The organism is Paracoccus liaowanqingii, assembly GCF_004683865.2.
Taxonomy (GTDB): Bacteria; Pseudomonadota; Alphaproteobacteria; order Rhodobacterales; family Rhodobacteraceae; genus Paracoccus; species Paracoccus liaowanqingii.
Genome location: NZ_CP040765.1, coordinates 296,806 through 310,431, shown reverse-complemented (window position 1 = coordinate 310,431; position 13,626 = coordinate 296,806). Strand labels below are relative to the sequence as shown.

9 protein-coding genes and 3 pseudogenes are annotated in these 13,626 nt (G+C 62.2%); 4 read left to right on the top strand and 8 right to left on the bottom strand.

The window, feature by feature from the left end; all coding sequences use genetic code 11:
* Positions 1 to 203: 203 nt before the first annotated feature.
* From E4191_RS23570 to E4191_RS23555, 4 genes and pseudogenes are all read left to right on the top strand, one after another.
* Positions 204 to 1,454: an IS256 family transposase gene (locus E4191_RS23570; protein ID WP_139616104.1), complete on the top strand. Its 1,251-nt coding sequence runs from the start codon at positions 204 to 206 to the stop codon at positions 1,452 to 1,454.
* Positions 1,455 to 1,484: 30 nt separating this feature from the next.
* Positions 1,485 to 1,709 (top strand): annotated as a pseudogene (locus E4191_RS23565) (ATP-binding domain-containing protein); the annotation flags it as partial.
* Between the two features lie 356 nt (positions 1,710 to 2,065).
* Complete coding sequence (locus E4191_RS23560) at positions 2,066 to 2,665, top strand: response regulator (protein ID WP_139616679.1); 600 nt, start codon at positions 2,066 to 2,068, stop codon at positions 2,663 to 2,665.
* A gap of 286 nt (positions 2,666 to 2,951) precedes the next feature.
* A pseudogene (locus E4191_RS23555) lies at positions 2,952 to 3,767 on the top strand (IS5 family transposase); the annotation flags it as partial.
* Between the two features lie 29 nt (positions 3,768 to 3,796).
* On the opposite strand, the pseudogene tnpC reads toward E4191_RS23555, so the two are convergent.
* From tnpC to E4191_RS23515, 8 genes and pseudogenes are all read right to left on the bottom strand, one after another.
* Positions 3,797 to 5,355: pseudogene (tnpC, locus tag E4191_RS23550) on the bottom strand (IS66 family transposase).
* A 54-nt stretch (positions 5,356 to 5,409) separates the two neighbouring features.
* Entirely contained in the window at positions 5,410 to 5,763 is a 354-nt protein-coding gene (gene tnpB, locus E4191_RS23545; protein ID WP_136886773.1) for an IS66 family insertion sequence element accessory protein TnpB, read from the bottom strand.
* Positions 5,760 to 6,065, bottom strand: coding sequence for a transposase (locus tag E4191_RS23540; RefSeq protein WP_139616678.1), 306 nt, complete (start codon positions 6,063 to 6,065; stop codon positions 5,760 to 5,762). The genes tnpB and E4191_RS23540 overlap by 4 nt, the downstream gene beginning before the upstream one ends.
* A 48-nt stretch (positions 6,066 to 6,113) precedes the next feature.
* Positions 6,114 to 7,385, bottom strand: a complete 1,272-nt coding sequence (locus tag E4191_RS23535; RefSeq protein WP_135312179.1) for an IS256 family transposase — start codon at positions 7,383 to 7,385, stop codon at positions 6,114 to 6,116.
* Positions 7,386 to 7,931: 546 nt separating this feature from the next.
* A complete protein-coding gene (iolB, locus tag E4191_RS23530) occupies positions 7,932 to 8,726 on the bottom strand; it encodes a 5-deoxy-glucuronate isomerase (protein ID WP_139616677.1) in 795 nt (264 codons plus the stop codon).
* Between the two features lie 167 nt (positions 8,727 to 8,893).
* A complete protein-coding gene (gene iolE / locus E4191_RS23525) occupies positions 8,894 to 9,805 on the bottom strand; it encodes a myo-inosose-2 dehydratase (RefSeq protein ID WP_139616676.1) in 912 nt (303 codons plus the stop codon).
* Between the two features lie 10 nt (positions 9,806 to 9,815).
* Positions 9,816 to 11,645 (bottom strand): 3D-(3,5/4)-trihydroxycyclohexane-1,2-dione acylhydrolase (decyclizing), encoded by a 1,830-nt coding sequence (gene iolD / locus E4191_RS23520; protein WP_139616675.1) that lies wholly within the window; start codon positions 11,643 to 11,645, stop codon positions 9,816 to 9,818.
* Positions 11,646 to 11,704: 59 nt separating this feature from the next.
* On the bottom strand, positions 11,705 to 13,621 hold the full coding sequence (locus E4191_RS23515; RefSeq protein WP_139616674.1) for a bifunctional 5-dehydro-2-deoxygluconokinase/5-dehydro-2-deoxyphosphogluconate aldolase: 1,917 nt from the start codon (positions 13,619 to 13,621) through the stop codon (positions 11,705 to 11,707).
* Positions 13,622 to 13,626 lie beyond the last annotated feature (5 nt).

Sequence of the window (13,626 nt, the reverse complement as noted above, 5' to 3'; positions counted from 1 at the left end):
CGCAGCACCTCATGACGTACGGGACAGGAAGTGGGGCGCAAGCCGAATACCCCATCTGGAGCCTAGACACGCTGGTGCCGGCTTACACCGCGACTATCCACAAGAGACGAGAAACGCGCGAAAGTTGGTGATGCCCTGAGGGGCGGCATATCATGGCGGTGTTCACGCGCCGTCAATTCTCTGTCGAGAAAGGGATATGCCACATGTCAGATACTACCATCACCCATCTGCCCGATCCATCGGGATTTAGCGCCGACGCGTTCACGGATGTCATCCGCGATGGCGCACGTAAGCTGATCGAACAGGCAATCCGTGCCGAGCTGGCCACGCTCATGGACGCCTTTTCCAAGGAAAGGCTTGATGACGGGCGGGCGCGTCTGGTTCGCCATGGACACCTGCCGGAGCGCGATGTGATTACCGGCATCGGCCCGGTGCCCGTGAAAGTGCCGCGCGTGCGGGATCGGGGCGTTGGCGAAGACAAGATCACCTTCACGCCCAGCATCCTGCCGCGGTATCTGCGCAAGGCGAAATCGGTCGAGGAGCTGCTGCCGTGGCTTTACCTCAAGGGCGTGTCCACGGGCGATTTCACCGAGGCGCTGGAAGCGCTGCTGGGGCCGAACGCTAAGGGCCTGTCTGCCAAGACCGTCACGCGGCTGAAGGCTGACTGGTGGCAGGACTACGAGGCCTGGCAGAAACGCGACCTCGGCTCGCGGCGGTTTCTCTACATCTGGGCGGATGGCGTGTATTTCAAGCCGCGCATGGCTGAGGAAAAGCAATGTGTTCTGGTGATCGTGGGTGCCGATGAATACGGCCGCAAGGAGCTTCTGGCGATGACCGACGGCTTTCGTGAAAGCACGCAAAGCTGGCGCGAGGTGCTGCTCGATCTCAAACGGCGTGGCCTGAAACAGGACCCCAAACTGGCCATCGGCGACGGCGCCCTGGGGTTCTGGAGCGCGTTGCGCGAGGTGTTCGCCTCGACACGGGAACAGCGCTGTTGGGTCCATAAGACCATGAATGTGCTCAACGCGCTGCCGAAGTCCATGCAGGCAAAAGCCAAGGGCCATCTGCACGACATCTGGCAGGCCGAAACAGAAGCCGAGGCCAACGTCGCCTTCTACTTCTTCATCGAAACCTATGGTGTGAAATGGGACAAGGCGGTCGCCAAGCTGGTCAAGGACCGGGACGCGCTGCTTACTTTCTACGATTTCCCGGCCGAGCACTGGAAACACATCCGGACGTCAAACCCGATCGAGAGCACCTTCGCCACCGTTCGGCATCGCACAAAACGCACCAAGGGCTGCCTGAGCCGCAAGACCGGTCTGGCCATGGCGTTCAAGCTGATGATGTCGGCACAGAAAAAATGGCGCAAACTCGACGGCCAGAACCGCCTCCCCGAGGTCATCGCAGGGGTTGAGTTCAGGGACGGCATCCGCCAACTTCAAAATGCCGCTTGATCAGGCGTCACCAACTTTTGCGTATATCTCCACAAGAGACAGGGCTCGGATTATCCAGCGGTGGTCATCCCGGTGATGACCCAGCATCACGCCATGCTGCAGCGCAACCTCATCTACACCGGCGTCACCCGCGGCGGGAAGCTGGTCATGCTGGTGGGGCAGAAGAGTGCCGTGGCCATCGCCGTCAAAAACACCTCAGGGCGCCGCAGCTGGTCAAAGCTCGACGAATGGCTGGCCGCCACAAAGCCGGGCTGAGCGGAGGGGCGGGGGCGTCTTCTCTGGCGCGCTTAGTACCCACCCGCAGCGCCACATTCTATGTTGACCTCCTGTTTTCCGATGCTCAGCAGATATTTGCGCAGCATCAAATGCACGGATTGAAGCTTTGTAGGTTTAAGTACTCAAACGTACATTTCGTGGATAATATTGGGTAAATGGCTCATCTTATGGTACTGTACTATGCTCGTAGCCCATTAGCTGGTCAGGATAGACAGGGGAATTGACATAAAGAGGTCCTCGTGCATCGAACAGGAAGAAACTTGGAGATATAATATCTTCGTAGTTTCATACAATTTCTAATCCGCACCTAATTTTTTATATAAATGAGCAAAAAAATGAAAAACATAGAGGACTATATTTCGATGTCCCCTCTCAACATCTTAGTTGTTGAGGACGATTACCTTCAAGCGGATCACTTAGCCCATGAAATCAGGACAAGTGGCAATCATGTCGTAGGACCATTTTTCAATACCAACGAAGCACTTTACTACATTGATACCGTCCAAGCGGCGATTCTTGATGTGAGAGTCCAAGCTGACACTTCATTTATCATTGCAGACAAACTGTCTTGCAAGTCAATTCCCTTTGTATTTTTAACAGGGTACGGTAAAAAACATGTCCCTGAACGCTTTGATCGCGAAATCATCTACCTGAAACCAAGCAAAATCGCCCCGATCCTATGCGACTTGCAGTATCAATATTACAGATCAGAAATATCGCCGGAGACGAGTATTGAGGAAATTTTAAAAGAACTTATCATGACCGCACGTGCGATGATGCCAGATCAGGCCTCTGCCAATCGGCTTGTCGATGCGGCGTTGAGTCGAGCAATAACCAAGGCAAAGGAAAACATTTTTACGGGAGACGTTAGAAAACATCTTTACAATATATTGAAAGAAGAACGTCTGCATCGCGCGCATCTATACCTACATTGAACTGAAAAAAGGTAATCGAGAAAAAGAAAAGGGGGCATTGTGAGTTTTCCTGAATGGTAAGACATTCCTTTCACTAAGATTCAAGTGGGGGAAGAGCAGGATGCGCAGTTGCAGCAGATAATAGAGAGTCCGGCCTGAACAACATTTAACCATTTAGATTTGTTTGCTTATTCTCCCAAAGCGATAGCGGGGAATTGCAAGGTTTCGTATGCTGGTACTTGAAACCTTGCGAATTTCCGGAGCTGTGATGAAGCCTCGTCCGCGCGCTGAAGAGTAGGATGATCTCCTGCGTCCCCGCCTGACCGACATGATCGATCTGCGCCATGAACTGGCGAAACTGGCCGCGCTGATTGACTGGGAGTTCTTCGAGACCGAATGGGCAGGCTTCTTTCCTTCCACCACAGGGCGGCCGGCCACATCGCCGCGGCTGGTGGCGGGCCTGCTGTATCTTCAGCACGCCTATCGGCTCTCTGACGAGGCCGTCGTCGCTCGTTGGGTTGAGAACCCCTACTACCAGCATTTTACCGGTGAGACGTTCTTCCAGCACAGCCCACCGATCGACCCATCCTCTCTGACTCGGTGGCGCAAGCGGATCGGCGAAGAAGGTGCGGAGTGGCTGCTGACCAAGACGATCGAGGCCGGGCGGAGATCAGGCGCGGTGGAGGATCGCAGCCTGTCGCGTGTCGCCGTGGATACGACGGTGATGGAAAAGAACATCGCCCACCCGACCGATGCGCGCCTGTATGAGACCGCACGTGGAAAGCTTGTCGCCCTCGCCAATGAAGGCGGGATCACGTTGCGGCAGAACTACAATCGTCTCGCGCCGCGCCTGGCGGTGCGGATCGGGCGCTACGCCCATGCCCGGCAGTTCAAACGCATGCGCAAGGCTCTGAAACAGCTGAGGGGATACACCGGCCGTGTCCTGCGGGATATTCGTCGGCAGTTGGAAGGGATTGCAAAGGGGCCCTTCCGCGAACGGGTTCTGGACACTCTCGTGCTCGTCGGTCGTCTGCTCCATCAGACCCCAAAAAGCCGCAGCAAGATCTACGCCCTGCATGAGGCCGAGGTCGATTGCATCTCCAAGGGCAAGGCCCGCAAACGCGTAAGCGGTCGCTGGCCCCCACTGTCGACTTAGCTTGACGGCTTGAAGTTCCACGGTAGCAGGTCATCGAGGCGGCTTTGTGGATGGCCGGTGGCGATCGCCGTGAGGGTGGCCTTCAGATAGGCAAAGGGCTCAATGCCGTTGATCTTGCAGGTCTCGATCAACGAGGCGATGCGGCCCCAAGCAACGCCGCCTTCGTCGTGACCTGCGAAGAGCGCATTCTTGCGATTGAGGGTGATGGGGCGGATCAGATTTTCGACCCTGTTGGAGTCGATCTCGATGCGCCCGTCGGTCAGGAAAGCTTGCAGCCCTTCCCAGTGGTTATGGATATAGGTGAGTTTTTCGCCCAACCGGGATTTGGTGGAGATCTTTCGGCGTTGCGCCTGCAGCCAGCCGCCGAAGGCGGCCACCAGCGGTGCGGTGCGGGCTTGGCGGGCCGAGAGGCGCTGGCCGGGCGAGACACCGCGGATGTCGGCCTCGACGGCGTAGAGCTCGGCGATGCGGCGCAGCCCCTCAGCAGCGATCTCGGAGCCATCGCGGTCGAAGACTTCCTTCAGTTTGCGCCTTGCATGCGCCCAGCAATGCGCGACCCGAATGGGGGCACCGCCCTTGCGGATCGGTTTGGTCAGCCGGTTATAGCCTGTGTAACCATCGATTTGCAGAATGCCATCGAAGCCGGTCAGGAAGGTCTCGGCATTCTCGCCTGCGCGGCCGGGGGCATAAAAGTAGACCACGCCGGGCGGGTCCTCGCCGCCCCACGGCCGGTCATCGCGCGCCAGTGCCCAGAGATATCCGGTCTTTGTGGTCCCACGCCCCGGGACCAGCACCGGGGCCGTTGTTTCGTCCATGAACAGCTTGCCCGACCGTTTGAGATGCTCGGCCAGCCGGTCCACCACCGGCGTCAGATGGAACGCGGCCTTGCCCACCCAATCGGCCAGAACGGCGCGGTGCAGATCAAGGCCCGCCCGCGCCAGGATCTGGCTCTGTCTATACAACGGCAGATGGTCCGCATACTTGCTGACCAGCACATGGGCGAGCGTCGCCTCGGTTGGCAGCCCGCCCGTGATCAGGCGGGAAGGTGTTGGTGCCTGAGTGACGCCGTCGGTGCAGGACCGGCAGGCATATTTCGGGCGGACGGTGACGATGACGCGCAGCTGGGCAGGCACGATGTCCAGCCGCTTGGCTCGCGGTCTTCACCGATCTTGTGCATGATGCCGCAGCCGCAGGGGCAGATCAGGCTGGCGGGCTCGATGACCTCTTCGATACGCGGCAGTGCAGCCGGTAGGTTGCCGATATTGCGCTTCGGCGCGGCCCTGGTCGCCCCCTTGTCCGTCCTGGTGGCCTGCGTTTCCTTCTCCGCCTCGACCTCGGCCAACGCAATGGACAGGTCCTCGAAAGCCAGCTGCCGCTCATCCTCGGTCAGCTTTTCCGACCGCTTGCCATGCAGGGCATGGTTCAGCTCGGCGATCAGATGCTCCTGGCGTCTGGTGATGTCCTTGAGAGCCGCCACCTCTTCCAGCAACGCCTGAACCGCCGCACGCTGCGCGTTGGGAATGGCGGAAAGATCGAGAACAGAGGCTGCGAACATGCTCTGATTTTATCAAGGATCTCCGGCAAAAACATGGAAAATCAGGCAACTGATTCATTCTGCCGCAGCAGGGGGGCGGGTTTCCAGAGCTTTGACCTTGCGCCAGTCGAGCCCGGCAAACAGCGCCTCAAACTGGGCATGGTTCAGCGCCATGATCCCGTCCTTGATGGCCGGCCAGGTAAAGGTTGTATCCTCCAGCCGCTTGTAAGCCATTACCAGACCGGTGCCGTCCCAATACAAAAGCTTCAGCCTGTCCGCCCGGCGCGAGCGGAACACGAACACCGTGCCGGTGAACGGATCCTTGCGCAGCACCGACGACACCAGTGCAGCCAGGCCATCATGCCCCTTGCGGAAATCGACGGGTTTGGTCGCAACCATGATCCTCACGCGGTTGGAGGGGAAGATCATGGGGTAGCCGCCAGGGCGCGCACGACCATGGCAATCCGCTCCGCCGAGGCCCCGGCTTCCAGACGGATCACCACCGCGCCCGCGACGATCTCCGGCCGGGCCACGGCACCGACATCGGCCCGCGGCGCATCTTCAGCGGGGCCGAGCAACAGCGCCGCAAACTCCACCGGATCTTCAGGAGCAGGCAGCACCAGTCGCCCTTTCCGCGCCAGCGTCCGCCAAGAAGAGACATGGTTCGCCGGCACCCCGTGCCGCCGCGCAACGGTATTCACGGTCACGCCCGGCATCAGCGTCTCCGCCACAATCCGCGCCTTTACGAGCTATGCGGGATTTTGGGTGACGCGGCCTGATCAAGCGGCGCGGCTTTCGTTGGCGTCCTGCTCGGCGACACCGTCAGTGAACTTGACGCCTTCGACGACGAGAGGCAACTGGTTTGCGCCCTTCAGTCGTCGCCATTTCTTCGCTGCGGCCTGAACCAGCTTGAACACCATCAGCTTCGCTGTCTTCTGAGACAACGCGCCTTTGGTTCGGACGGTGCGATGGCGGACGGTCGCGAAGACGCTCTCGATCGGGTTGGACGTGCGCAGGTGGTCCCAGTGAGCGGCCGGGAAGTCGTAGAAGGCCAGCAGTGCCTCTCGATCCTTGGTCAGGCAGGCGACGGCTTTCTCGTATTTCACGCCATACTTCTCGACGAAGGTATTGACGGCGGTCTCTGCCGCCGCGCGGGTCGCGGCTTGCCAGATCTCCCGCAGGTCAGTCTTCACCGCCGGGTGCATCGACTTCGGAAGCTTGTTCAGGACGTTGGACACCTTGTGGGTCCAACAGCGTTGGTGGCGCGTGTCGGGGAAGATCTCATCCAGCGCCTTCCAGAAGCCAAGGGCACCATCTCCGACCGCGAGGTCCGGTGGCGCCGAGAGGCCGCGGGCCCTGAGGTCGACCAGCAGTTCATGCCAGCTCTGCGCGCTCTCGCGGACCCCAACCTGGAACCCCAGCAGCTCCTTCTTCCCTTCCGGCGTCGCCCCGATGATCACCAGCATGCACTCGGCCTGCGGCTCCATCCGGGCCTGCAGATACACGCCGTCGGCCCAGACATAGACGTAGCGCCGGGCCGAGAGGTTTCGGCGTTGCCAGCGGTCATGTTCTGCTTGCCACTCGCCCGTGAGCCGCGAGATCGCTCCTGGCGACAGGTTGGGCGCATCCGGACCGACCAGCGCGCTCAGAGCCTCCTGGAAGTCTCCAGTCGAGACGCCGCGCAAGTAGAGGACCGGAAGCAGAGCATCAAGGCTAGGCGAACGGCGCGCCCACTTCGGAAGAATGCGCGAATTGAACCGGATCTTGTCCTCCGGCGGCGCATCAGCTGCCCGGTCGCGCACCTTCTGTCTCTGCACCGGGATAGGGCCGATCCCGGTCTGGATGTTCCGCTCAGGGCCGGTGCCGTGGTGGACAACGCGCTGCCTGCCATCGGGCAGGCGCTCCTCAGCAAACTGCGCGACAAAACTCGCGGCCTCAGCCCTGAGTGCCGCTGCCAGCATCTGCCGGGCGCCGTCGCGTGCAATCTCGGTGAGTGGATCAACGACAGATCCGGGCTGGTGAAGCGGGGTGATCGTGATATCATCTTCCAAGGCGTATCGCTCCTTCGGGAGGTTCTGGCAGGCTTTGACACCCACCACGATACGCCGCCTTCTCAGACCCCATCACCCAAAATCGGCCATAGCTCCGCCTTTACCTCATCCGGCCACTTCCGGTTCCGACGGCCGCGGCCGCCAGCCGGGAGAAGCTCCAATGCAGACTCCATGGAGAAACTCCGTCCCAACAATCATCACGGTCCAATGAACCGATCAGAATGCCGCGCGGAAGGTGGGGGGCAGAGAACGCTTACCTAACTGTCGCCTCGAAGCTACAAACTGTTCGCGGGAAAGCCTAAATCCGGTAGCCCCAATCAGAGGCTGAATGCGCTTATCGAGCGGTGGATTCGCCTTTAAAAGCTGCTGTAAGTCCCTCATCGGCAGAAAAGGCTTTTCAAGAACATTGCTCGAAGTGCATGTGGCGAGGACTGCGGAAGACACAGCCGAGGATACAAGCCACCCTGCCTCCACTTTTAAAAGATTGGCTGCGTCAGGTTCCTACATTATTAAATAATAATTCTAGGAAAACTGGGGCGTTACTTCCTAAACAATGCCTTCGACCTCAGGCGCGGGGACAAAGCGCCAACTTCGACGCGGACCAGCCATGACGTTCAAATAGTACAGTTCAAACCCATAGGGCGCACCGCAGGGATGGTGCCCGCGTGGCACCAGCACCACGTCATGGTCGCGTACCGCCATCACCTCATCCAAGCTGCCGTCATCGGTATAGACACGCTGCACGGCCCAACCTTTGGCGGGGTTCAGGCGGTGGTAGTAGGTCTCTTCCAGATAGGTGATGCGCGGAAAATCGTCCTCGTCATGGCGGTGGCTAGGATAAGAGGACCAGTGCCCTGCAGGGGTAAAGACCTCGGTCACCAACAGGCTGTCACACCAGTCTTCAGCCTCCATAGCGATGTTATTGATGTAGCGGGTGTTGGTGCCTTCGCCACGCGCGGTCAGTGTGATGCCGTCGGGCCCGATGCGTCGCGCCGGATGCCCGCCATGGGCCGGGGCCGAACAGACCGCGATGGTGCAATCGGTGACAGCCTCCGCAACCCAGTCCTGCCCGCCAGGGAGATACAGGCAATGCGGCGGCGTCTTTTCGAAGACATTCATTCGGTCTCCCAGCACCCCCCAGTCCTGCTCTGCCCCGGCGATCTGCGCCTTACCCTCGACCATGACCAGGATGACCTCACAGTCGCCTGTCACCCCGTCCACTCGCTCACCCGGGCGCAGCCGATGGACCGAAAAACCGACATAGCGCCAGCCCGCATCGGCGGGCGTGATCCGCTGCACCTCGCCATGGGTGCCGAAGGGCCGTCTGAGAAGCTGTGGCATTTCTTGTCCTTTTCTCTGTCCATCCGGCAGGCAACCCTGCCAGGCTGACCCCGTCGCAGGATCATAGCCCTCGGTCCGGCCCTCCGCTCCTGCAATGGTCCGAAAATATCCCCGGGCGATCTGGCCCCCCGGCCAGTTTGGCGGCAGTGCCCCCCGCCACGCCCGCCTTAGGCGGGGACGACTCGATCGAGCCCAGCTTCGCGGGCTGCCGCCTTCAGTGCCTGCAGCCCCATCGTCTGATAATGTAGCGGGCTGCGCACCTCGGGATCTTGCTCGGCCTCGATCACTAGCCAGCCGTCATATTGCGCCTCCGCCAAAACGCGCAGAAGCGGCTCGAAATCGATGGCTCCTTCCGGATCGCCCGGGACGGTGAAGGCACCGGCCATCACGCCCTGGATGAAGGACAGCCTTTCAGCCCGGACCCGGTCACAGACCACACGGCGAATGTTTTTGGCATGGAAATGTGCCACCCTGCCCGCATGGCGGCGCAGCACTTCCTCGGGGTCGCCGCCGCCGAAGGTGCAGTGGCCAGCATCGAACAGCAAATGCGTGGAGGGGCCGGTCGCGGCCATGAAGGCGTCTATCTCAGGCGGGCTCTCAACCACGGTCCCCATGTGGTGATGATAGGCCAGCGTGATACCCTGCTCCGCCAGATAGGCCGCGAACTCCTCCATCTTCGCGCCGAAGTCGGTCATCTGCGCTTCCGTCAAGCGCGGCCGGTCGTTGACTGCTTTTGCCGGATCGCCATGCACGGTGTTCGAGCATTCGCAAACGATGCAGACCTTGCAACCGTTCGCCTTCAGCTTGGCCAGATGCGGCTGAACCGACACGATCTCTTCCTCGACCGAGCGGGTCAGCAGTTTGGTCGAGTACCAGCCCGAGATGAAGCGCAACCCGTAGCTGCCCAGCAATTCCTTCAGCGCCTGTGGGTCGTCGGGCCAGCGGTGGCCGTTCTCGATCCCGTCGAAGCCGATCTCGCGACCGGCCTCGCGCAGGATCTGTTCGGTCGGGATATGGGCGCCGATCGACTGGTCGTCGTCATTGGCCCAGGCAATCGGGTTGGTGCCGTAGAGGATCATGTCTCTGCCTTCAGTTGATCAGGGCCTGCTGCGCAACATGCTCGATATAGCGCGCATAGGCTTGTTTCAGTTTCTCCGTATTGCCCACTGCAGGAACGGCCACGTCCCAAAAATGCCCGGCCGTCTCCAGCCCGTCGCCGGGTCCGGGACGGGCGGTGGTGTCGATCACGATGACGGTGGGGACGTCGCGGTCGCGTGCGGCGTGGATCTGGTCCTGCAGATCTGCCAGATCCCCGGCCTTCACTGCATGCGCCCCCATGCTGGCAGCATGGGCGACATAGTCGATTTGTGGCTGGGTCTCGATCCGGCAATCGACATACATGTTGTTGAAGGCCGCACCGCCGGAATGAGCCTGAAGGCGGTTGATGCAGCCGTAACCCCGGTTGTCGGTCAGGATGACCGTGAAGGGGATGCGGCGCATCACCGCCGTCGCCAGCTCACTGTTGGCCATCATGTAGCTGCCGTCTCCAACGAAGCACAGCACCTCGCGGTCAGGGCGCGCAAGCTTGAGGCCCATGGCGCCCGCCACCTCGTAGCCCATGCAGGAATAACCGTATTCCATGTGGTAGCCATGCTGGCTGGCCTGCCACAGCAACTTCAAGGCCCCGGGCATAGTGCCGGCGGCGCACATGGCGATACCATCGGGGGCGGCGGCCTGCACGGCACCGATCACCTGTGCATCTGTCGGCAGCCCTTCAGGCGTCGTGGTACAATGGGCGTCGACCGCCGCGAGCCACGCATCGCGCGCCCGGGGATCAGCCGCGTCGAAGCGAAGATCGCCCAACTCGGCCGACAGCGCCTCCAGCGCCACACGCGCATCGGCGACAAGACTGGTGGCGCCGTGCTTGCCAGCGTCACAAGGCTGGACATTCAGTGCCAGGATCCTGGCCTGCGGAAACAAGGTGCGCGAGCCGGTGGTGAAGTCCTGCAAGCGCGTGCCGACTGCGATCACCAGGTCCGCCGACTGCGCCGCGGCATTCGCCGTAGCCGAGCCGTCAACGCCGGCGGCTCCGAAGTTCATCGGGTGCGCCTGCGCCAGCGCAGATTTTCCGGCCTGGGTCTCGATCACCGGGATGTTGAGCTGGCTGGCGAACTTGTCCAGCGCCTCCTCGGCGCCTGAGTAGATCACGCCTCCGCCACATATCAGGATCGGCGACCTCGCGGCGCGGATCAGGGCAGCGGCGGCGGCCAACTCGTCCGCATCGCCGGCGGGACGACGGATGCGCCAGGTGCGCGGCTGGAAAAACGCCTCGGGCCAGTCATGGGCCTCGGCCTGCACATCCTGGCAGAAGGACAGGCAGACCGGCCCGCAATCGGCCGGGTCCGTCATCACCCGCAGCGCACGGGGCAGCGCGGTCAGCAAATGCTCGGGCCGGGTGATGCGGTCGAAATAGCGCACGACGGGGCGGAAGCAGTCATTCGCGCTGACGGTCCCGTCGACAAAGCTTTCGACCTGCTGCAGCACCGGATCGGGCCTGCGCGTGGCAAACACATCGCCCGCGATCAGCAGGACCGGCAGCCGGTTCACATGGGCCAGCGCGGCGGCCGTCACCATGTTCGTCGAGCCCGGGCCGATCGAGGCCGTCACCGCCTGCGCACGCCGTCGTCCCTTGCCCTTGGCATAGGCGATGGCGGCATGGGCCATGGTTTGCTCGTTTTGTCCCCGCCAGGTCGGCAGGGCCTCCCCGATCCCGTGCAGCGCCTCGCCCAGACCCGCGACATTGCCGTGGCCGAAGATCGCCCAGACCCCCTCGATAAAACGCTCGCCGTCCTCGGTCATCTGCACCGACAGCCAGCGCACCATGGCCTGGGCTGCCGTCAATCGTATCGTTCCGCTCATCGTCAGCCCTCGTGTCGGTTCTGTCGTCAAGGGCGACGCATCGCCCTGGGGGTTCCGTGTCATTCGACAGCCTGAGCGGCGCGGGCTTGGTCCCACAACCCGCACAGCCGCCCATAGCGTTCGGCCATCCGGGCGACCGCCGCCGCATCGTCGCTGTTTTCGGCCATCCAGTCCCGCGCCACTTCGCCAAAGATCGTGCGGCCGACCGCAAAACCGCGCACCAGGGGAAAGGCCGCAGCAATCCGGAAGCTGTCCGCCAGTGCCTTCTCGGGCGCATCCAGGCCCAAAACCACGATGCCGCGGGTGTGGCGATCGTTTTCCTCGATGGCGGCGATAGCTGTCGACCAGGCAGTGCGACTGGACAGCGGTTCCAGCTTCCACCAGTCCGGAAAGATGCCCGCCGCGTAGAATTGCCGGATCAGCGTCGCGGTGGTGTCGTCATCGACCGGCCCGACCTTCGAGGGGATGATCTCCAGCAGGAACTCCAGCCCATTGCGGCGGGCGGCGGTGAACAGGCGCCCGACCGTCGCCTCCTGCCGGGCGCGCAAGTCGGGCGCGTCGTCCGGATGGCAGAAGCACAACACCTTCACGACCTGCTCGCGCGGCCATTCGCCAAGGCCCCCGCAATCCGGGCCCAGCTCCGGCTCCAGCTCAAGCGGACGCGAGCCCGGCCATTCCGCAGGCCGGCCGACCCACAGGCCGGTGCCGCTGGCCGCCTGCAGCGCCTCCCGGCCGATGCGGTCGTCGCAGAGGATGCCGTAGCCCCCCTGCCCGTCCTGGACCTGCAGCGCCGCCTCCAGGCACAGGCGCTTGAACGCGCCGCCCTTGGCAGGACTGTATCCCTCCATCTGTTCCAGCTGCATGCGGTGATCGAAGGCGAAGACGCGCATCGTCGTCCAGTCGCCGCCCATCCGGCCCTGCCGGTTGGTCGACCAGTGCAGCTGCTCCAGGTCGGCGTCGTTGCGTAGGTCGGGCCGCACCACGCCGCGATCCAGAAAGAAGCGCAGTTCCTCGAGGCTGGGATAGGCGGGCGTGCAGCCGTGGCGGCTGACCGCGAAGGCCCCGCAGGCATTGGCGTATTCCAGTGCGCGTGGCCAGCTCTCACCGTCCAGCCAGCCCTTCAGAAGGCCCGAGAAGAAGCCGTCCCCGGCGCCTAGCACGTTGAAGACTTCGATGGGAAAGCCGGGGCCGGCCTCGCCCGCGTCCAGGCTGTCGGGGATCTCGCCGGTGAAGGCGACGGCCCCCTTGGCACCCCGCTTGCAGACCAGGGTGGCATCACTGACGCCGCGCACCGCGCGCAGGGCGGCCAGCGTGTCGGTGGTGCCGCCGGCGATGTGAAATTCCTCCTCGGTGCCCACGATCAGATCGAAAAGATGCAGCGTCGCCTGCAGGCGCGCCGTCACGGCCTGGCTTTCGACAAAGCGGCTTTCGCCGTCGCCATGACCTGCCACGCCCCACAGGTTCGGGCGATAATCGATGTCCAGCGCCGTCCGCGCGCCATGCGCACGGGCCAGTTCCAGTGCACGCATCACCGCAGCCTCGGTGCGGGGGTTGGACAGATGCGTGCCGGTCGCCAGAACGCAGCGCGCCGAGCCGATGAAGTCCTCTTCGATATCATCCTCGGACAGGGCCATGTCGGCACAGTTCTCGCGATAGAAGATCAGCGGAAAGCTGTCCTCGTCGCGGATGCCCAGGATCACCAGCGCCGTCAGGCGCTCGGGGTCGGTGGCAACGCCACGGACGTCCACGCCCTCGCGCAGCAGCTGCTCGCGGATGAAGCGCCCCATATGCTCGTCACCCACCCGCGTGATCACCGCTGATCGCAGGCCCAACCGAGCCGTCCCGCAAGCGATGTTCGTGGGGCTGCCGCCGATATACTTGGCGAAGGACCCCATGTCCTCCAGCCGCCCGCCGATCTGGCTGCCGTAGAGATCGACGGAACTCCGCCCGATCGTGATCACATCAACAGACTTCATCCCGT